Annotated in this window: 18 protein-coding genes; 6 read left to right on the top strand and 12 right to left on the bottom strand. The window is 62.1% G+C overall.

Annotated elements, in window-relative coordinates; translation table 11 throughout:
• The first annotated feature begins 9 nt into the window (after positions 1 to 9).
• Positions 10 to 459, top strand: coding sequence for a MarR family winged helix-turn-helix transcriptional regulator (locus RBH77_RS11605; RefSeq protein WP_311032327.1), 450 nt, complete (start codon positions 10 to 12; stop codon positions 457 to 459).
• A gap of 21 nt (positions 460 to 480) precedes the next feature.
• On the opposite strand, the gene RBH77_RS11600 is transcribed toward RBH77_RS11605, so the two are convergent.
• The 6 genes from RBH77_RS11600 to RBH77_RS11575 all read right to left on the bottom strand — a co-directional run bounded on the left by RBH77_RS11600 (position 481) and on the right by RBH77_RS11575 (position 6,436).
• A complete protein-coding gene (locus tag RBH77_RS11600; RefSeq protein WP_311032326.1) occupies positions 481 to 1,566 on the bottom strand; it encodes a sn-glycerol-3-phosphate import ATP-binding protein UgpC in 1,086 nt (361 codons plus the stop codon).
• Between the two features lie 16 nt (positions 1,567 to 1,582).
• Positions 1,583 to 2,431, bottom strand: coding sequence for a sn-glycerol-3-phosphate ABC transporter permease UgpE (ugpE, locus tag RBH77_RS11595; RefSeq protein WP_311032325.1), 849 nt, complete (start codon positions 2,429 to 2,431; stop codon positions 1,583 to 1,585).
• A gap of 9 nt (positions 2,432 to 2,440) precedes the next feature.
• On the bottom strand, positions 2,441 to 3,325 hold the full coding sequence (gene ugpA / locus RBH77_RS11590) for a sn-glycerol-3-phosphate ABC transporter permease UgpA (RefSeq protein WP_311032324.1): 885 nt from the start codon (positions 3,323 to 3,325) through the stop codon (positions 2,441 to 2,443).
• Positions 3,326 to 3,393: 68 nt separating this feature from the next.
• A complete protein-coding gene (gene ugpB, locus RBH77_RS11585) occupies positions 3,394 to 4,719 on the bottom strand; it encodes a sn-glycerol-3-phosphate ABC transporter substrate-binding protein UgpB (protein WP_311032323.1) in 1,326 nt (441 codons plus the stop codon).
• 153 nt (positions 4,720 to 4,872) lie between these two features.
• Entirely contained in the window at positions 4,873 to 5,493 is a 621-nt protein-coding gene (locus RBH77_RS11580) for a glutathione S-transferase family protein (RefSeq protein WP_311032322.1), read from the bottom strand.
• Between the two features lie 97 nt (positions 5,494 to 5,590).
• Complete coding sequence (locus RBH77_RS11575; protein WP_311032321.1) at positions 5,591 to 6,436, bottom strand: EAL domain-containing protein; 846 nt, start codon at positions 6,434 to 6,436, stop codon at positions 5,591 to 5,593.
• Positions 6,437 to 6,626: 190 nt separating this feature from the next.
• Between RBH77_RS11575 and RBH77_RS11570 the strand changes: the two genes are divergently transcribed.
• A complete protein-coding gene (locus tag RBH77_RS11570; protein ID WP_311032320.1) occupies positions 6,627 to 7,829 on the top strand; it encodes a pyridoxal phosphate-dependent aminotransferase in 1,203 nt (400 codons plus the stop codon).
• 161 nt (positions 7,830 to 7,990) lie between these two features.
• Here the strand turns inward: RBH77_RS11570 and RBH77_RS11565 are convergent, their stop codons facing one another.
• On the bottom strand, positions 7,991 to 8,779 hold the full coding sequence (locus RBH77_RS11565) for an ion channel (RefSeq protein WP_311032319.1): 789 nt from the start codon (positions 8,777 to 8,779) through the stop codon (positions 7,991 to 7,993).
• An 89-nt stretch (positions 8,780 to 8,868) separates the two neighbouring features.
• Here RBH77_RS11565 and RBH77_RS11560 point away from each other — a divergent pair, with 89 nt between their 5' ends.
• Complete coding sequence (locus RBH77_RS11560; protein ID WP_311032318.1) at positions 8,869 to 9,744, top strand: protein-L-isoaspartate O-methyltransferase family protein; 876 nt, start codon at positions 8,869 to 8,871, stop codon at positions 9,742 to 9,744.
• A gap of 172 nt (positions 9,745 to 9,916) precedes the next feature.
• Positions 9,917 to 11,968, top strand: a complete 2,052-nt coding sequence (locus RBH77_RS11555) for an elongation factor G (RefSeq protein ID WP_311032316.1) — start codon at positions 9,917 to 9,919, stop codon at positions 11,966 to 11,968.
• Between the two features lie 500 nt (positions 11,969 to 12,468).
• Here the strand turns inward: RBH77_RS11555 and RBH77_RS11550 are convergent, their stop codons facing one another.
• A complete protein-coding gene (locus tag RBH77_RS11550) occupies positions 12,469 to 13,365 on the bottom strand; it encodes a LysR family transcriptional regulator (protein ID WP_311032315.1) in 897 nt (298 codons plus the stop codon).
• A gap of 31 nt (positions 13,366 to 13,396) precedes the next feature.
• A complete protein-coding gene (gene trxB, locus RBH77_RS11545; protein WP_311032314.1) occupies positions 13,397 to 14,380 on the bottom strand; it encodes a thioredoxin-disulfide reductase in 984 nt (327 codons plus the stop codon).
• Positions 14,381 to 14,612: 232 nt separating this feature from the next.
• Between trxB and RBH77_RS11540 the strand changes: the two genes are divergently transcribed.
• Positions 14,613 to 15,083 (top strand): Lrp/AsnC family transcriptional regulator, encoded by a 471-nt coding sequence (locus tag RBH77_RS11540; protein ID WP_311032313.1) that lies wholly within the window; start codon positions 14,613 to 14,615, stop codon positions 15,081 to 15,083.
• 164 nt (positions 15,084 to 15,247) lie between these two features.
• A complete protein-coding gene (locus RBH77_RS11535) occupies positions 15,248 to 16,156 on the top strand; it encodes a hypothetical protein (protein WP_311032312.1) in 909 nt (302 codons plus the stop codon).
• Here the strand turns inward: RBH77_RS11535 and RBH77_RS11530 are convergent.
• The 3 genes from RBH77_RS11530 to RBH77_RS11520 form a co-directional block, all read right to left on the bottom strand.
• Positions 16,153 to 17,061: a glycosyltransferase family 92 protein gene (locus RBH77_RS11530; RefSeq protein ID WP_311032311.1), complete on the bottom strand. Its 909-nt coding sequence runs from the start codon at positions 17,059 to 17,061 to the stop codon at positions 16,153 to 16,155. The two genes, RBH77_RS11535 and RBH77_RS11530, sit on opposite strands and share 4 nt — an antisense overlap.
• A 15-nt stretch (positions 17,062 to 17,076) precedes the next feature.
• Entirely contained in the window at positions 17,077 to 17,985 is a 909-nt protein-coding gene (locus RBH77_RS11525) for a glycosyl transferase (RefSeq protein WP_311032310.1), read from the bottom strand.
• Between the two features lie 153 nt (positions 17,986 to 18,138).
• Complete coding sequence (locus RBH77_RS11520) at positions 18,139 to 19,005, bottom strand: glycosyltransferase family 2 protein (protein WP_311032309.1); 867 nt, start codon at positions 19,003 to 19,005, stop codon at positions 18,139 to 18,141.
• Positions 19,006 to 19,007: the final 2 nt, after the last annotated feature.

Genomic DNA, 19,007 nt, shown 5'->3' with positions numbered 1-19,007 from the left:
TTTGAAAAGATGGATTCGCCTTACACCCAGTCGCTACTCCTTTATGCCTATCAGGCGTCGGCCCGCGCCCTCGTCGAGACGTTGCAGGCGTGCGGACATCCTGCGATCAGACCCAAACACGGCGCCGTTTTCGCCAATATCGACCGCCAAGGGACGCGGTCGAGTGTCCTGGCCGAACGCGCAGGAATCGGAAAGGCCGCCATGGGCGAGCTGGTCGACGAGCTTGAGAGACTTGGCTATGTCCGGCGCGAACCGGACCCGACTGACCGCCGCGCCAAGCTGGTCCTGCCGCTGGACGCCGCCGTGCGGGTCACAAAAATCGTCCACGAATTCAATAAGCGGATGGAAACGGCGTATCGTGAACTTCTCGGCGAAGAGGCCTATCGGACGCTGCGTGCCGCGCTTCAGGCAATCGCTCCAAGCGACGGGATGCAGCCGAGACTGCCTCCGAATGCATGAGCGGCAGCGGCGCGCCTCGCGCTATTCGATCCGCTTGCCGCTTTCCCGGTCGAACAGATGCGTCATGCCGGGTTCGATGGCAAGCGGCAGCACCTCGTCGGGTTTTACCGCCGACGTACCCGGCAGCCGGGCGACGAGTTCGCCCCCTACCCCGCCACCGTCTGCGAGCCGGCCATGCGCGAGCGTATCGGCACCCAGCGTCTCAACCGCCTGCACAGCGAGGTGAAGGTCGGCGTTGAGATCTTGAACCAGTGAAAGGTGCTCGGGCCGGATGCCGAGAAGGACCTTGCGCCCGCTCTCTGGCAGCGAAATATTGCGCGGCTTCACCGTGCCTCCGCCGTCAAGCTCCAGCCCCTTGCCGTTGGCGGCGACGGTCGCCGCCATGAGGTTCATCGCCGGTGAGCCGATGAAGCCGGCGACGAAGGTCGTGGCCGGTTCGCGGTAGACGTTGAGCGGCGTGTCGATCTGCTCGGCGTAGCCGGCGTTCATCACAACCAGCCGGTCGGCGAGCGTCATGGCCTCCACCTGGTCGTGGGTGACGTAGAGCGAGGTCGTTTCGACCTTGCGCTGCATCGCCTTGATCTCGAGGCGCATCTGCACCCTGAGCTTGGCATCGAGGTTGGAGAGCGGTTCGTCCAGCAGGAAGGCGGCTGGCTGGCGCACCAGCGCCCGGCCCATGGCAACACGCTGGCGTTGGCCGCCCGAAAGCTGCCGCGGTCTGCGGTCGAGATAGGGCTTCAACTCCAACATCTGGGCGGCGACATCGACGCGCTGGCGGATGGCCTCCTTGGAAAGCCCCGCGATCTTCAGCCCGTAGGCCATGTTGTCGTAGACGCTCATATGCGGATAAAGCGCGTAGTTCTGGAAGACCATGGCGATATCGCGCTCGCCCGGTTCGAGATCGTTGACGACGCGCCCGCCGATCTCGATCGTGCCTTCGGTAATCGGCTCCAGCCCCGCCACCATCCTGAGAAGCGTGGACTTGCCGCAGCCCGACGGCCCGACGATGACGATGAACTCCCCGTCGGTCACATCGAGATCGACCCCGTGGATGACCTCAGTCGTCCCGTATTTCTTGCGTACATCATGGAGGGAAATTGCCGCCATGCGGGTTCAAGCCTCTCTATTTCTCGGTCTCGACCAGACCCTTGACGAACAGCCGCTGCATGGCGATCACCACGATGACAGGCGGCAGGAGCGCCAATACCACCGTTGCCATGACGACGTTCCATTTCGGAATGGAATCGGCCACATCCGCCATGCGCTTGATGGCCATGACCACCGTGTAATAATTCGGATCGGTCGTGATCATCAGCGGCCACAGATACTGGTTCCAGCCATAGATGAACAGGATCACGAACAGCGCCGCCATGTTGGTGCGCGACAGCGGCACGAGAATATCCCAGAAGAACCGCATCGGTCCGGCGCCGTCGACGCGCGCCGCTTCCATAAGCTCTTCAGGCACGGTGAGGAAAAACTGGCGGAACAGGAAAGTAGCGGTCGCCGAAGCGATCAGCGGAACCGACAGCCCCGCATAGCTGTTCAGCATGCCGAGGTCGGAAACGACCTTGAATGTCGGCAGGATGCGCACCTCGACCGGCAGCATCAGCGTGATGAAGATCAACCAGAAGGCCAGTGACCGGAAGGGGAAGCGGAAATAGACGATCGCGAAGGCTGAGATGATCGAGATCGCGATCTTGCCGATGGCGATGGAGAGCGCCATGACAAGGCTGTTGAACATCATCAGGCCGATCGGCGGCGCGCCGGAGGTGGAGATGCCGGAGAACAGCACCTCCTTGTAGTTCTCGATCGTATGCGGGCCCGGCAGGAGCGGCACGATGCCGGAATAGAAATCGTTCGGCCCGCGCGTCGACGCAATAAGCGCGATATAGACGGGCAAGGCGACGACGGCCACGCCGAGGATCAGGATCGCGTGGCAGAAGAAATTCAACCAGGGTCTGTTTTCGATCATGCGCGCGCCTCAATACTGAACATTGCGCTCGATCCAGCGGAACTGGATGAAGGTAAGTGCGATCACGATGACCATCAGCACCACCGACTGCGTGGCGGAGGAGCCGATGTTCAGGCCGATGAAACCGTCCTGGAAAACCTTGTAGACAAGCGTGTTGGTGGCCTGCGCCGGGCCGCCCTGCGTCGTGGCGTGAATAACCGCGAAAGTGTCGAACATGGCGTAGACGGTGTTGATTACCAGCAGGAAGAAGGTCGTCGGCGACAGGAGAGGGAAAATGATGGTGAAGAAGCGTTTATAGGGCCCCGCCCCGTCGATCGCGGCGGCCTCGACAAGCGATTTCGGGATGGCCTGCAAACCTGCGACGAAGAACAGGAAATTATAGGAAATCTGCTTCCAGCTCGATGCGATGATGACGAGGATCATGGCGTCGAACCCCGATAGCGAGTGGTCCCAGTGATAATCGACGAAGCTGAGCAGATAGGGAAGGATCCCGATCGTCGGGTTGAACATGAACCACCACAGGATGCCGGCCACCGCCGGCGCCACGGCGTAAGGCCAGACGAGCAGCGTGGTGTAGACCTGGCTGGAGCGGATCGTGCGGTCGACCGCCAGCGCCAGGACGAGCGCCGAGATCAGGGATAGAAGCGCAACGCCGACCGCGAATACGAGCGTGACCCGAAGCGAGTTCTCATATGTCGGATCCGAAAACAGGCGGGCGTAATTGTCGAACCACACGAAGGTCGTTTTGAAGCCGAAGGCGTCTTCGCGCATGAACGACTGGCGCACCGCCTGCGCGGCGGGCCAAAGGAAGAAAATGACCGTGACCGCCATCTGCGGCAGAATGAGCAGATAGGGCAGCGTCTTGCTGCGGAAGAGGGTGCGCTTCGTCTGCATCTACCGACCCGGGGAGAGGAGATATGTGAAGCCCGCGCCTTGGCGCGGGCTTCGTGAAGGTCGATAGACTATTCGTTGGCCTTCTGGAATTCGGCGATCAGTTCGTTGCCCCGCTTGACGACGGCATCGAGCGCCTCCTGGCCGGTTTTCTTTCCTGCCAGCAAGCTCTGGAATTCCTCGTCGATGATCTGGCGCACCTGCACGTAGTTACCGAAGCGCAGGCCTTTCGAATTCGCCGTAGGCGGATTGAGCGTCATCTGCTTGATGGCGACGTCGGCACCCGGATTCTTCTCGTAATAGCCCTGCTTCTGGCCGAGTTCATAGGCAGCCTTGGTGATTGGCAGGTAGCCGGAGAACTGGTGCCAGTCGGCCTGGACTTCGGCCGAGGACAGGTAGTGGAAGAAGTCCGCCACGCCCTTGTAGTGATCCTTGTCCTTGCCCTGCAGGACCCACAGCGTTGCGCCGCCGATGATCGAATTCTGCGGAGCACCCTTTACGTCGGAATAGTATGGCAGCATGCCGATGCCGACATCGAAACCCTTGGAATTGGCAAGAATGTCGGCGCGCGAAGCCGAGGAGTTCATGTAGATGGCGCATTCCTGCGAATAGAATTTCGGTCCCGCATCATTGCCGCCCACGGGTCCGCCATACTGGAAGATGCCGTTGTCTTGCCACTTCTTCAGATTGTCCCAGTGCCGGGCCTGGATCGGACCGTTGAAGCTGAGGCGCGCGTCAAGCCCGCCGAAACCGTTCTCTTCCGTCCCGATCGGCAGATTGTGCCAGGCCGAGAAGTTTTCGAGCTGCACCCAGGAGATCCAGCCCGAGGTGAAGCCGCATTTGGCCGCACCCGAATCCATGATCTTCTTGGAATAGCTTTCGACATCTTCCCACGTCTTGGGCGGCGTATTGGGGTCGAGGCCGGCCTTCTTGAAGACGTTTTTGTTGTAATAGAGGATCGGCGTGGAGGAGTTGAACGGCAGCGACAGCATATTGCCGTTCGTATCGGTATAGTAGCCGACAACCGCCGCCAGGTAATCCTTGGGGTTGAACGCTTCGCCAGTGTCCTTCATGAGCTGGTAGACCGGATAGACGGCGCCCTTGGCGGCCATCATCGTGCCGGTGCCGACCTCGTAGACCTGCACGATGTCGGGCTGCTGGTGGGCACGGAAAGCCGCGATGGCGGCCGTCATGGTCTCGGGATAGCTGCCCTTGTAGGTCGGCACCACCTCGTAATTGTCCTGCGATTTGTTGTAGCCGGCCACGATGGCTTCGAGCTTCTGCCCGAGCGCGCCGCCCATTGCGTGCCACCACTGGATCTGGGTCTTCGCTTCGGCGACGACCGGCGACATCATCGCAAGCGCCGTTGCCGCGGCGAGAAGGGTTCGGAACTTCATGTTATTCTCTCCCATAGAAAGCCGTTTGATGCGGTTCGCTTATTGGTCGGCTTTTATTACGACCGGATGACAGCATCAGCCGAGGCCGATGTCTAGTCCAGACTTGCGCATAACCGAAATTAATCCGCGATTCAAACGCACCAAAAGCGAAGATCACAGTTCCGGCGGCGTCCATTCGAGTTGCACGTGCCCCGGATCGGCCCTGACACGGTCGAGCCAAGCCGTCACGGCCGGGTATGAGCCGAGGTCAAAACCGGCATATTCGGCGTCCTGCGTGTAGGCGAAGAGCGCGATATCGGCGACGGTGATGGACCGGCCGGCAATGAAAGGCGCCTTCGCCAATTGCGTCTCCATCACGCCGAGCGCCCTATTGCCACCGGCGAGCGTCTCGGCAAGCCTTTCCGGCGTGGCCATCGCGGCGCGTTCCGGATAGCGGACGAGCGCCCGGCGCACCGCGACATATGGTTCATGGCTGTACTGTTCGAAGAAGAGCCATTGGTGGACCACGCCGCGCCCGTAGCGATCGCTCGGCAGGAAACGCGTCCCTTCGGCCATATAAAGAAGTATTGCGTTCGATTCCCACAGGAGACGACCGTCCTCCAGTTCCAACAGAGGCACCTTGCCATTCGGATTCCGCGCCAGGAACGCGTCCGTCCGCGTCGAGCCGTCACGCGAACTGATTTCGACATGCCGGAACGGCAGGCCAAGCTTGGCGGCAAGCAGCCTCGGCTTGTAGCAATTGCCGCTGTCGAGTGAGCCGTAGAGGGTGATCATGACCGGCGTCTCCGTGGTGAAAGGCGGACTATGATCAACCTTGTCTGCGCGCCAAAATGAATATTTTTGCCGCACGGATCAACGCGGCTGATTGTTCTTACTTGAACAATTGGACCACGTTGGCATGCGGCTCGAGCAGCGTATCGATCCTGAGCGATGCGGGGTCGAAGACCGTGCCGGCGAGTTTCGGCCGCGAAAAGAGAAAGCCCTGCAGATAGTCGGCGTCCGCATCGATCGCGCACGCCAACTGCTCCGGCGTTTCAACACCTTCGATCAGGGCCTTCGCACCAAGGCCGTGCAGGCCGGTGACGAAAGACTTGAACAGGCCGGCGGCGGCCGGAACAGCAGCGATCTGGCGGAACCACGCGCCATCGATCTTGAGGATATCAGGTCGAAGCAATTTCACCCGCTCCAGGTCGGAATCGCCGACACCGAAATCATCGACCGCGAGCCGGATGCCATGGCGGCGCATCTCCTCCGTGATCCTGACGAGCGTGTCGATATCCTGCGCCTCGGTCTCGATGATCTCGCAGACGAGCAGGTGGCTGTCGAGCTGGATTTCGCCGTAGCGGCCGGCGATGAACTCCAGTTCCTTCACCGTCACCGCGAAATCGCTGTTGGTGCGGGGGTCGAAATTGAAGAAGAGAACCAGCCCCGGCTCGCCGATATTGCCGTAGTTCCTCAAATGCAGCGTGCGGCACATGCTCTCCACGAAGACCTCGTCCTCGGCAGGAATCGCTTCGAAAAGGGCTTCGGGCGGCATGGGCTGGCCGTCTTGGAACGGCATGACGAGCCCCTCGACGGCAAAGGGGCGCAACAACCCGTCCTCGCGGCGGAATATCTTCTGGTAGGCGCTCTTCAGGATGAAGTCGCCGTAGCGGCCGTACTCGATGCCGATCTCGTCGGCGACAATAGCGTCGCTGACACGCCGGGGATGCTTCATTTTCCAGTTTCCGGCGACCTGGCTGCCAAAAAGGCAGCCGTGAACCCCTGTTCCCCGGATTGTGGCAGGGAAGCTTTGACCAGCGGTTAATGACAGGGATTCAGTCCTGGTCCCGTCGATCGAGCCTTGCGATTCGGCGCGGGATCGGACATGAGAAACGCGGCAATTTTCCCCTTATGGAGACATTCCAATGGCCTTCCTCGCCGACGCTCTTTCACGCGTGAAGCCTTCCGCGACCATCGCGGTCAGCCAGAAGGCGCGCGACCTCAAGGCGAAAGGTCGGGATGTGATCGGTCTCGGCGCCGGCGAGCCGGATTTCGACACGCCCGACAACATCAAGAACGCCGCAATCGATGCGATCCGGCGCGGCGAAACCAAATACCCGCCGGTTTCGGGGATCGCGCCGCTGCGCGAGGCCATCGCGGCGAAGTTCAAGCGCGAGAACAATCTCGACTACAGGCCGGAGCAGACTATCGTCGGCACCGGCGGCAAGCAGATCCTGTTCAACGCGCTGATGGCGACGCTGAACCCCGGCGACGAGGTGGTGATCCCGCGCCCCTACTGGGTCAGCTACCCGGAGATGGTGGCGATCTGCAACGGCACGTCAGTCTATGCCGAGACCTCCATCGACAACGGCTTCAAGCTGACGCCGGAAGCCCTTGAAAAGGTCATCACGCCGAAGACCAAGTGGCTGATCTTCAACTCGCCGTCGAACCCCTCCGGCGCCGCCTACACCGAAGCGGAGTTGCGCGCGGTAGCCGACGTGCTCCTGAGGCATCCGAACGTCTGGGTGCTGACGGACGACATGTACGAGCACCTGACCTATGGCGATTTCACCTTCCGCACCATCGCGGAGGTAGAGCCGAAGCTCTACGAGCGCACACTGACCATGAACGGCGTGTCGAAGGCCTATGCCATGACCGGCTGGCGCATCGGCTACGCCGCCGGCCCGATCCAGCTCATCAAGGCGATGGACATGATCCAGGGCCAGCAGACCTCGGGCGCCTGCACCATCGCGCAATGGGCCTCGGTCGAGGCGCTGAACGGCCCGCAGGATTTCGTCGCGAAGAACAAGGCTATCTTCCAGAACCGCCGCGACCTCGTCGTATCGATGCTCAACCAGGCGCGCGGCATCACCTGCCCCGTGCCGGAAGGCGCCTTCTACGTTTACCCGTCTTGCGCGGCGCTGATCGGCAAGAAGGCTCCGTCCGGCAAGGTGATCGGCACCGACGAGGATTTCGTCACCGAACTTCTGGAAGCAGAAGGCGTTGCGGTCGTCCATGGCTCGGCCTTCGGTCTCGGGCCGAACTTCCGCATCTCCTACGCCACCTCGGAAGAGCTACTGGAAGAGGCCTGCATCCGCATCCAGCGCTTCACGACAGGCCTGAGTTGAGGCTTTCGGGGCGGGCAGCATCCGCCCCAGGCCGGCAATTCTTTTCACGCGAAAGACCGTTCAAAAGCCGTCACGTGCCGAGGCAAAAACAGTGATCGGCGAGCACCGGAGCGCAGCCGAGCGCCATTTGCAGCCCGGCCGCACGGCTTTATGGACGGTCTCTACTCCCCTTCGTCGGGGATTTTGAGCTTGTGCCCGCACGCCTTGCAATAGACCGCGTCGACGTCATGGCGCTGCAGCGCGCATTCGGGGCATGGAAAGAGGACCTTGAACGGCCGGAAGATCGAGCGGGCCAGCCGCACAAACAAGGTAATGCCGACGATCATGATGACGATCGAGGTGAGCTTGCCCCAGATACCGGGCAAAACGACGTCGCCGAAGCCGGTCGTCGTCACCGTCGCCACCGTGACGTAGAGTGCATCGACATAGCCCTCCAGGCCATTGCCGCCCCGGTAGAAGCTCACATAGACGAAGCTCGCGGCAAGCAGCAGGAAAGTCAGGAGGTTCATCACCGCCTGAACATCATCCCGCCACATGCCGTAGCCACGCCGTTCGAGCGGTCGCCAGATCGTACCGCTCCGCGAGATGGTCCATAGCCTCAGGATACGCAGGAAGCCGAGGTTGAAGAGGGTGTAGGGAAAGAGCAGCGTCACCAGGATGAAGAGATCGACCAGCACCGGCAACTGCTTCAACCAGCGCGGAATATCCCTAGAGGCGAGTGCACGGGCCGCTATGTCGATCGCGAGGACGGCTGCAACGGCATAGTCGAGCCACAGAAAGGACGGCCAGTCCCTCACGACCGGCGAGACGATAAAGAAGGCGATGGTGAGCAGATCGACGAAGATGATGGAGAGTTGAAAGCGAAGCGCCGCCTTCGACTCGCCGTGATAAAGTCGCCTAAGCGACGAGCGGAGCGTTTCGAGACTCGAGCTTTTTTCGTTTTCGGCCATCGCCGGCACTTTTGGCAAACTGGTTCGGCTTTCGCAACGTCCGACGGGCGGTCGGCCGCAACGGGATTTCAGGAATAACACATGTTGGAATGGGATTTCTGACCATGGCCGGCGGTGACGTCGATCTGACGGAAATCCGTTCCGTCTATGCTCGCCAGATGGCGGCCGCAAGCGGCTCAAGCGATCCACGGCTGGAACAGGCCTTCGCCGAGGTGCCGCGCGAGGATTTCGTCGGCCCCGGCCCGTGGTTGATCATGGGCCTCACCGCCGCCCTCGCCGGCGAACGCTACGTGCGGACGCTCGACGCCGATCCCGCCCATCTCTACCAGAACGCGCTGGTGGCACTCGATGCCGAGAAGGGCATCAACAATGGCGAACCCTCGCTTCACGCCGCATGGATCGGAGCGGTCGCCCCGAAGCCGGGCGAGGCGGTATCGCATGTCGGCGCCGGCACCGGCTACTACTCCGCCATCCTGTCACGGCTCGTCCTGCCCGGCGGCAGCGTCCACGCCTTCGAGATCGAACCGGAACTCGCGGAGAAGGCAAGGCGCAATCTCCTGCCCTACCCCGGTGTGACCGTCGTGACTGGCGATGCGGTGACGCTGCCCCTCCCCGCCTCCGACATCATCTATGTCAATGCCGGCGTGGTCGCGCCGCCGGCCGCCTGGCTGCACGCCTTGAAGCCAGGCGGTCGGCTGATCTTCCCCTGGCGACCGTCCGAGAAGGTCGCGCTTTCCGTGCTCGTCACGCGCAGGCAAGCCGGCTTCGCGCTGGAGCCGTTGATGCCGTCCTGGTTCATCCCCTGCGTCGGCGCTTCGTTCGCAGGGAGGAAGGCAAAGCTGCCCGATCGCGCGGGGGCGCAGCGCACCCGTTCGATCTGGCGTGCGGCCGACAAGCCGCCGGACGAAACGGCAACCGCAATCATTGGCGATGTCTGGTTCTCGTCCGAGAGGCTTGCGGAATAGGTTTCTCACCAACAGGCAGAGCTCTCCCCTTGCCCTTGCCGCAAAGCCGTGTGACGATGCCTCGACGACGGGACAAGTGCGCCCGAAAGAGGGAGCCTGACGATCCCGCCGCGCGACGGCCGCAGGGCCGGCCGCCGCTCAACCGGAAACGCTTGAGAGGAGGTCGGGCATCATGGGTAATCGCGCCGGAGGACGACGTCAGGGACCGAAATGCGTCGCCATCATCGGTCCCTTTTCCAGCGGAAAGACGACACTTCTCGAGGCGATCCTCGCACGCACCGGCGCCATTCCCAAGCAGGGCACGGTAGCATCGGGTGGCACCGTCGGTGACCACTCGGCCGAGGCGCGGGCGCATGCGATGAGCGTCGAGGCGAGTTTCGCCACCGCCGAATTCATGGGCGAGGAGATGACCTTTGTCGACTGCCCCGGCTCCATCGAGTTCGCCTATGAAACCGTGCCGGTGCTTTCCGCCTGCGATATCGCCGTCGTCGTGGCGGAAGCGGATGAGAAGAAGATACCTGCGCTCCAGCTCATCCTGCGCCAGCTCGACGATCTCGGCGTGCCGCGCATGCTTTTCCTCAACAAGGTCGACAAAACCGACACCGGCGTCCGCGACACGCTGAAGATGCTGCAGCCGGCCTCCAGCACGCCGCTTCTCCTGCGCCAGATTCCGCTTCGGAAGGACGGCATCGTGATCGGCTCGATCGACCTCGCGCTGGAGCGCGCCTACATCTACCGCGAGCACGCCGAGAGCGAGATCGCCGCCATCCCCGACGACGACAAGGCGCGCGAGATCGAGGCGCGCTTCTCCATGCTGGAAACGCTGGCCGACCATGACGACCAGTTGATGGAGCAATTGCTGGAAGAGATCGAGCCGCCACGCGACGCTGTCTTCGACGACCTCGCCGCCGATCTGCGTGAGGGCACCGTAACGCCGGTCCTGATCGGCTCGGCCGAGCGCGGCAATGGCGTGCTGCGTCTCCTGAAGGCGATCCGCCACGACGCTCCGGACGCGGCAGCGACACGCGAACGCCTCGGGCTCGGCAATCCTCAAAGCCTCATCCGCGTCATGAAGACGATCCACACCTCACATGGCGGCAAACTGTCGATCGCGCGGCTACTTGCCGGCCCGCTCACCGACGGCGCCGAACTGTGGCTGCCGAACGGCAATTCGGCCAAGGTTTCCGGCCTCTACCGCATGCTCGGCAAGGACCAGGTCAAGATCGCGTCTGCAAAGGAAGGCGACACCGTCGCCATCGGCAAGGTAGATGAGGCCAGGACCGGCGATGCGCTGAGCACGCTGAAGGGTGGCGTTTCGGTCGACGCCATTCCCGCCCCGCCGCCGCCCGTCTACGCGCTGGCGCTCAAGCCTCGCGAGCGCAAGGACGAGGTCAAGATGTCGTCGGCCTTGCAGCGCATCTCCGAGGAAGACCCTTCCCTCTCGCTGGAGCATCATCAGGCTTCGGCCGAAACCGTGCTTTCCGGCCATGGCGAGATGCATCTGAGGGTCGCCATCGAGCGGCTTGAAGGAAAATACCAGATACCTGTCGACGCGCACGCCGCGCAGATCCCCTATCGCGAAACCATCCGCAAGCCGACCGAGCAGCGCGGCCGCCACAAGAAGCAGTCGGGCGGGCACGGCCAGTTCGGCGATGTCGTACTGGAGATAAAGCCTCTGCCCCGCGAGAGCGGCTTCCAGTTCACCGATACAATCACCGGCGGCGTCGTGCCGAAACAATACATCCCCTCGGTCGAGACCGGCGTGCGCGATTTCCTGAAATCGGGGCCGCTCGGTTTCCCCGTCGTCGATATCGCGGTCAATTTGTCGGACGGTTCCTATCATTCGGTCGATTCTTCCGACATGGCGTTCCAGATGGCGGCGAAACTCGCCATGAAGGACGGCATGGCCGCCTGTTCGCCCGTACTGCTAGAGCCGGTCATGAAGGTGGAGATTGCGACGCCTTCCGACGCGACCGCCAGGATCACGGCGCTGATCCCGCAGCGACGCGGCCAGATCCTGGGCTACGACGCCCGCCCCGGATGGCCGGGCTGGGACGTGGTGGAAGCGACGATGCCCCAGGCCGAGATCGGCGACCTGATCATCGAGCTTCGCTCGGCGACGGCGGGCGTCGCGGGCTTCGTGGCGAAATTCGACCATATGGCGGAACTGACCGGCAGGTTGGCGGACGACGTGCTTTCCATCGCCGCCGGCAAGGCCGCGTAGGACACGCGGCTATCTGGACCAAATTTATGCCGTGCCGTGGCATAGGGGCGGGCGGCCGTTGTGGCCCGTCCGGGAGCGGTTTAACCTTCGAGATCGCAGGCGCGAGACGGAAATCCGGACTGAAAGGCGCGGCCGGAGAACCTGTCCGCGCCAGAAACGCACCTCTGATTCCTGGAGCCTGCCGGGACGGCGGCTGGAAAGTTCTCGTTTCACGTGCGATGCGAGTGCCGAGCCCGGACGAAGCTCTGGCCAGAAAAGCCAAAGAATATCTGGGCTTTAGGCAACAAAAAAGCCGGATCGAATAGACCCGGCTAAGTTGAATTGGAAGCGCTGTTTCCAGCTAAACCTCCAGAGGGGAACACTCGACGGACGCTAATGGGAGGAGGAACGCGTCCGTGAGATGATTACGATATGGGCTTCCTTTGCCCGTTTAACAAGCACTCTTTTGCAAAGGACCCATGCATTTTCGCATATGTCTGCTGACGCTGCCTCTGTACCAATCAGAATGACCAGTTACGCGCCTTGGCGATGAGGAAATCGCGAAAGACCTGCAGCTTGACCTGGCTCTTCAGCGCATCCGTATAAGCGAAATAGGTGTCGAAGGACGGCACATGGCTTTCCGGCAAGAGCTGGACGAGATCGGAATCCTTTCCGACCATGTAGTCGGGCAGCGCCGCGATGCCCGCGCCGCGCCTGACCGCGCGCTTGATCGCCAGCAGGTCGTTGATCTGGAGATGGGCGATCCGCCGCGAGCCGTCCGCCCGCCCGGCCGTTTCCAGCCAGTTCACGTCCGCGATCGCCGTCGGGATCGGTTCGCCGAACGTGACGATGCGGTGATTGTCGAGTTCCTCGATGGAAGCGAGTCTTCCATGCCTGGCGATATAGGATTCCGACGCATAGAGATGCATGTGGACGGTGAAGAGCCGCCGCTGGATCAGGTCCGACTGCTGCGGCTGGCGCAACCGGATGGCACAGTCGGCGTGACGCGTCATCAGGTCCATTTCCTCGTTGATGAGGATGAGTTGAAGCTGGATGTCCGGATAGAGGTCGAGGAATTCCTGTACACGCTCCGTCAGCCAGCCGGCGCCGAGGCCGACGGTGGTCGTCACGCGCAATGTGCCCGACGGCCTGTCCTTCGCCTCGGTCAGCCTCGTGCGGACGTTTTCCAGCCGCATCAGCACGTCATGCGCTGTCCGGTAGAGGAGTTCGCCCTGCTCGGTCAGCACCAGCCCGCGCGCATGACGGTGGAAGAGTGGCACGCCGACATCGTGCTCCAGCGCGCTCACCTGCCGCGAGATGGCCGATTGCGACAGCTTCAGCGTCTCCGCCGCATGCGTGAACGATCCCGCTTCGGCCGCGGCGTGAAAGACACGCAGCTTGTCCCAATCCAGCGACATACCACCGCCACCCCTCTTCCCGAGGTTCTCTTTATTCGGCCGCTTCCGCAGCCTGCCCATGCATGTTCAGTTCCGCCAGATAGCGTTCAGCCTCAAGTGCCGCCATGCAACCCATGCCCGCCGCGGTCACCGCCTGCCGATAGATATCGTCGGTCACATCGCCCGCCGCGAACACGCCCGGCACATCGGTCTTGGTCGAATCCGGCGCCGTCCACAGATAACCGTTGGGCTTCTGCTTCAGCTTGCCGGCGAAAAGCTCGACCGAGGGTGAATGGCCGATAGCGACGAACACACCGTCGATCGGCATTTCCGTGACCTCGCCGCTAAACGCATTCTTCAGGACCAGGCCGTTGACCGAGGGCGGCAGCGGCAGCTTGCCGGGCACGCCCTTTATCTCCTCGACCACCGTATCCCACAACACGGAGACGTTTCCGCGCGCGAACAGCCGCTCCTGCAGGATGCGCTCAGCGCGGAACTCGTTGCGCCGGTGAACGACCGTCACATGCCGCGCCAGGTTGGAGAGGTAAAGCGCCTCTTCGACGGCCGTATTGCCGCCGCCGACGACGACCACGTCCTTGCCGCGATAGAAGAAGCCGTCGCAGGTGGCGCAGGCCGAGATACCGAAGCCCATATAGGTCTGCTCGCTGGGCAGCCCCAGCCACTTCGCCTGCGCGCCGGTCGCGATGATAAGCGCGTCGGCGGTATAGACCGTGCCGGAATCGCCGGTGAGCCGGAACGGGCGCGTGCCGATATCCGCCTCCACGATCAGGTCGTTGGCGATCTCCGCGCCGACATGCTCGGCCTGCTTCAGCATCTCGCCCATCAGCCACGGCCCCTGGATCGGCTCGGCGAAGCCGGGATAGTTCTCGACATCGGTGGTGATCATCAACTGCCCGCCCTGTTGCAGCCCCGCGACGAGCAAAGGCTTCAGCATGGCGCGCGCCGCATAGATCGCGGCCGTGTAGCCGGCTGGACCGGAACCGACGATGAGGACGGGAGCGTGCTTGACCGTCATGACTGGACCTTGTCTGGGCGGCCGACCGTCGCCGCCTTGCATTTACTGGAACCGCCGTAATCTAGGTGCTGGGCGCCCCGCCTTGCAAGGTTGCCCGCGCGTGGCGGATCGCCCATCCCCGGAAAAGCATCGCCGACAAGCGCGCCCGCATGCGTTACACACACGAAATCGGATATTTTGTCGGGATCGGCTATATCGGCCGCAGACTGCTGTCGCGATTCGGAAACCGCTCATGGCATTGAAAGCAGAACTGGACGCAATCGACTGGAACATCCTCAAGGAACTCCAGGACGATGGCCGCATGACCAATGTCGAACTGGCGCGGCGGGTCGGGATCTCGGCGCCGCCCTGCCTCAGGCGCGTGAAGCGGCTGGAGGAGACCGGCATCATCCGTGGCTACCGGGCGCTGCTCAACGCCCCTGCGCTGGGCCTCGATGTCGTCGCCTTCTGCCTTGTGGGGCTGCACCACCAGTCGGACGCGGAATTGAAAGCCTTCGCCGAAGCGACCCGCCAATGGCCGCTGGTGCGCGGGGCATGGATGGTGTCCGGCGATTCCGACTTCCTGCTTCATTGCGTGGCCAGCGACCTCGCCAGTTTCCAGGGTTTCGTGATAGAGGAACTGACCTCGACGGCCAATGTCGATACGGTACGCACCGCGCTGACGATCCGGCAGGTGAAGGATGACGGGCTGGTGGCGATTTAGACGCGCAGCTCATCGAAGCGACGAGTTTGGACTCCCGATGATCTGGCGCGAGAGGATCGGATCGTCGTATGGCTTTTCGCCGATGCCTATACGACTTTGCGGCTCAGCTATCCATGTACGGCGAACCCTACGCTACATGGCAGACAAATCCGGCGTGATTTGAGATGAAAGTTCTGTTTACCGGTATCGGTGGTTTTGGATCGTGGACGATGAGGGCGGAGCAAATGGCCGCCACCCGACCCGATTGGAAAGCCGTGCCCCATGCCACACGCAAGGACGCCGAGGGCATGGATGCCGTGGTTATTGTCAAGAGCATACGCGACGAGAACCTCGCCGAACTAAAGGCCTGGGGCGGCCCGGTGGTCTACGATCCGCTGGATTTCTGGCGTCAGCGACGAAACCCATGGAAGAGGTGGGCAAGGAAAAACCGCCTGAAGGATATCGCCGATGCCCGGGCGATGGCGGCGGCACATTTTGCGAGGATCGATCCAGACCTGATCCTCTGCCCGACGCGGGCAATGGTCGAGGACATCACACCGCTCGGCTGGAAGGTAGGCCTGCTCTATCACCACTACGACCCGAGGATAGGAGATATGGCGCCGCCAGCGGGAAAACGGCGGCGAGTCGTTTATCACGGCAGGCCTGAGCACCTTGGATGGTGGCTCGTGGCGGTATATTTGTCATGCTTCGTCCATGGCGTGAAATTCGTCACATCGAACGGCCCGCAACCGTCGCTGGGCCATGTCTTGCTCGGCGTCCGCAGAGCCTATCCCTGGATCTCAAGGCGTTGGAAGTCGAATATCAAGGCTGCCGTCGCGCTTAGGCTCGGCCTGCCTTTTGTCGCGTGGCCCGAGGCAGGCTATCGCGAAACGCACCCGTCCGCGTTCTGGTTTACGAATGTCTTTGAAATGCACCGGGCGATCGGGAAAGCCTTGGCTGCGGATCCGGCCGCGCCGGACGACCGTTTTTCGGTCGAGGCCTGCGCCACGGAACTGGAAAATATCCTGCGGGACTTCATCGCCAACCGGGCGAACCAGTCAGCGACGGATAAGAACACACTGCCTATTGATTAAAGATGAATACCATTCTTTTCAATGAAATTGAGTAAGAAAAAATCCTCCACGGGATACTTCTCGATATTCTCCAACGCAATGGACAATCTTGTCTTGCGCTTTTCCCATGCGGTTGGAGAAACCCCCCCTCGCTCGATCTTCCTCATGAACTCTTCTTCGGAGCGCGTATAGTAATGATTGAGCTGAAGATAGTCTGACGAATAGAATTCGGGCGACTTGCGCTTATCGAGCGGGAAAACACGCCCTGAATCGTTCGCCGTCCGGTCGCCGAATTCCCTCGTATGGAAATGGTGGACGCTGACTTCCGACACCGCGCACGGATCGACGATGCACTTGAAATTCGTCGCGTTCTTCAAGCGGCTGATCGGATCCCGCGCCCGCAGCGTATAGTTGCGCGTGACCGGTCCAGCGGGGCGCGTCTTGTGCCCATTCGTCCCGAACATGTGCCACGGCAGCGATATGTTCGGAAAGCCTTTGGCTCCGACCAGCGCTTCCTCGATGGTGCGTCCGGTCTTCGGCACGATGAATTCGTCCACGTCGATGAACGCCATCCAGCGGAAATCCGCCCCGAAATTGAGAATGGCATGGCCGAAGGCGAGCACCTGCCGGTTGAGCGGCAGGCCCACACTGACGTCGCGCATCCCGAACCGCCAGGGCAGGATCGTCAGTTCCGCTTCGGACAGGAGATCGCGAAGTACGGACAGCGTCCGGTCCGTCGACCCGTCGTCATAGACGAAGAAATGGCGCACGCCCACCGCCCGGTGGAACGACGCCCATTCGGCGACATAGTGTTCCTCGTCGCGCAAGACCGTCGCTATCGCCATGCCGTTTCGATCCGCTCCGGCCGGCGGCGGCTCGATCTCCAACCGTTTCGTGAAGGGAGCCTTCCTGTTGAAAAGCCTCATGAACTCCGCTCGCTTTTATCCCTCCAGCCTCGACACGTATGGGACACCGATTTCGGCAAGCCGCGAGACGGGCGAATAGTTCTCAAGCACGATGCCGCGCCGGGCGCACTCATCCCTGATTATGCTGAAGGTGGCAAGTATCCTTTCGCTGGCCGCGCCGATCCGCGACATCGCCTTGTCGGCGTCCGATTCGTAGAAACGTGGACGGCTGGTGTTGGTCAGGTCGATGCCGGCAAGACCGATCCGCAAAGGCGCGAGCGACAGCGCAAGCTGGGCGGCCGAACCGGCTACCGAGCCGACCGGCATCAGCCCCAATTCCGGCGAGAGCGATATCGCCGCTTTCCCGTCGTCGGACCAACGCAGGAAGGGCAGGTTCCGCAATCCCGCGGCATCTGGTCTCTTCTTGCCATACGGCCTGTGCACGAAGTCGAGATGATGGATGCTCTGCGACGCCAGCCATTCCGGCGCGGTCTCGCACAGCGCCCGGATCACGCCCGTCGAGAAATAGCAATGCGCCTGCGCCGGCACCCTCGCCACGATCGTGCGCCAGTGCCGATACACGAAGCGCTCGTCCTCGATGATCACGCCGAGCGGCCTTGGCGCATGCGGGCCGGCGAGGTGGATCGCGCCATTGAGCAGCAGCGCGGATTCGAGCGGGATGCGCTCCCTGGCCTGCGCTGCCAGCGATGGTCCCGACCCGACGACGATGATCTCGTCCCTGCCCTCCGATGGAGCGGGATATGGCAGCAGCGGCGCGACGAACCTGCCCCGGTAGTGGATCGCCCCGTCGCCCCTCGACGGCAATGTCAAGGCAAGGCCCGGCCACCACGCCTCGGCATGGCCATCGGCCCGTCCGTAGCGCAGCAGCAGGTACAGTCGCGCGAAATAGCGGTGCGCCGGCCGATTGAGCCTCAGGCCGCGCATCGATCTCGCCGCGGTTCCGCGTCGGGACGCTTGCAGAGGTCAATCAAGCCCCATCTCCTGCTGAGCCCGGAAATGCGCCGGGACACGCCCCCGCCCGTTGCAGCCATGCGCAGCCGCCGGCACTCCGATCGGATGGGATTTGATCGGGCAACGCTAGAGACGCACCAGGCGATCATCGGGCGCAAGGGTGACCTCCCCGTCCGGGCGCAGCCATTGATCAAGACCTCGGTCGGCCCTGCGCTTTTTCTCTTCGCGGGTCCGGCGTCTCACTGCGCGGCTTTTCTCAATCATCTCCGGCGTCACGTATCCACGTCCGTGATGAAGGTGGAGGACGACCGCCGAATAGCGGATCTGATCGCCGAAGACGCCGGTATGGCCGAGGCGCACACCGAATTCCCCGTCCAGCCCGCCATACTGCATGTCTTCGTTGAAGCCATTGACGCGGATGGCCAGACTGCGGTCGCATGAGGCGTTATGGCCGTTCCACGTCCGCCTTGTCGGCACGATGCGATTGAGCAACGTATCGAAGGGCGGTGCCGCGACCAGTTTGAAGGCTTTCGTATTGATTGGCATGCCGCGCCGGACAAGCCAGGAAGCGCTGAATGCCCTCTGGTCTTCGATGAGATCGCGGTCAAGCGAATTGGACAGATCCTCGCCGAGCTTGAAATAGCCGCCTGACAGGAAGCGATCCGGGCGCGCATATCGCGCATGGACACCGATGAAATCGCGGCGCGGTACGCAATCGCCGTCCGTCGTCAGGATCCGGTCGCCCCGGGCCACCGCAATCGCCTTGTTTATGATCGCGCATTTCCGGAAACCGTCGTCCGGCTGCCATATATGCGTAATGGGCACGGGCGAAGAGCGCGCCATCTCCGCCAGCAGTTCGCCGGTCGATGCATCGGATCCATCGTCGGCGATGATGATCTCGAAGTCGGTATTGTCCTGCGCGAAATACCCCCAGAGCACTTTCTGGAGCCATAAGGGCGAATTGTACGTCGAAATGATAACGCTGGTTTTCATCG

The sequence above is a fragment of the Mesorhizobium koreense genome (genome assembly GCF_031656215.1).
In the GTDB taxonomy this organism is placed as follows: Bacteria; Pseudomonadota; Alphaproteobacteria; order Rhizobiales; family Rhizobiaceae; genus Mesorhizobium_L; species Mesorhizobium_L koreense.
Note: the sequence above shows the minus strand (reverse complement) of the source record. Positions and strands in the feature narration are given on the sequence as shown.

Excerpts from the sequence above, each read along its gene's own strand:
- RBH77_RS11605 (WP_311032327.1), top strand. The coding sequence starts at position 10 with ATGGATTCGCCTTACACCCAGTCGCTACTCCTTTATGCCTATCAGGCG.
- RBH77_RS11600 (WP_311032326.1), bottom strand. The coding sequence starts at position 1,566 with ATGGCGGCAATTTCCCTCCATGATGTACGCAAGAAATACGGGACGACT.
- ugpE (WP_311032325.1), bottom strand. The coding sequence starts at position 2,431 with ATGATCGAAAACAGACCCTGGTTGAATTTCTTCTGCCACGCGATCCTG.
- ugpA (WP_311032324.1), bottom strand. The coding sequence starts at position 3,325 with ATGCAGACGAAGCGCACCCTCTTCCGCAGCAAGACGCTGCCCTATCTG.
- ugpB (WP_311032323.1), bottom strand. The coding sequence starts at position 4,719 with ATGAAGTTCCGAACCCTTCTCGCCGCGGCAACGGCGCTTGCGATGATG.
- RBH77_RS11580 (WP_311032322.1), bottom strand. The coding sequence starts at position 5,493 with ATGATCACCCTCTACGGCTCACTCGACAGCGGCAATTGCTACAAGCCG.
- RBH77_RS11575 (WP_311032321.1), bottom strand. The coding sequence starts at position 6,436 with ATGAAGCATCCCCGGCGTGTCAGCGACGCTATTGTCGCCGACGAGATC.
- RBH77_RS11570 (WP_311032320.1), top strand. The coding sequence starts at position 6,627 with ATGGCCTTCCTCGCCGACGCTCTTTCACGCGTGAAGCCTTCCGCGACC.
- RBH77_RS11565 (WP_311032319.1), bottom strand. The coding sequence starts at position 8,779 with ATGGCCGAAAACGAAAAAAGCTCGAGTCTCGAAACGCTCCGCTCGTCG.
- RBH77_RS11560 (WP_311032318.1), top strand. The coding sequence starts at position 8,869 with ATGGGATTTCTGACCATGGCCGGCGGTGACGTCGATCTGACGGAAATC.
- RBH77_RS11555 (WP_311032316.1), top strand. The coding sequence starts at position 9,917 with ATGGGTAATCGCGCCGGAGGACGACGTCAGGGACCGAAATGCGTCGCC.
- RBH77_RS11550 (WP_311032315.1), bottom strand. The coding sequence starts at position 13,365 with ATGTCGCTGGATTGGGACAAGCTGCGTGTCTTTCACGCCGCGGCCGAA.
- trxB (WP_311032314.1), bottom strand. The coding sequence starts at position 14,380 with ATGACGGTCAAGCACGCTCCCGTCCTCATCGTCGGTTCCGGTCCAGCC.
- RBH77_RS11540 (WP_311032313.1), top strand. The coding sequence starts at position 14,613 with ATGGCATTGAAAGCAGAACTGGACGCAATCGACTGGAACATCCTCAAG.
- RBH77_RS11535 (WP_311032312.1), top strand. The coding sequence starts at position 15,248 with ATGAAAGTTCTGTTTACCGGTATCGGTGGTTTTGGATCGTGGACGATG.
- RBH77_RS11530 (WP_311032311.1), bottom strand. The coding sequence starts at position 17,061 with ATGAGGCTTTTCAACAGGAAGGCTCCCTTCACGAAACGGTTGGAGATC.
- RBH77_RS11525 (WP_311032310.1), bottom strand. The coding sequence starts at position 17,985 with ATGCGCGGCCTGAGGCTCAATCGGCCGGCGCACCGCTATTTCGCGCGA.
- RBH77_RS11520 (WP_311032309.1), bottom strand. The coding sequence starts at position 19,005 with ATGAAAACCAGCGTTATCATTTCGACGTACAATTCGCCCTTATGGCTC.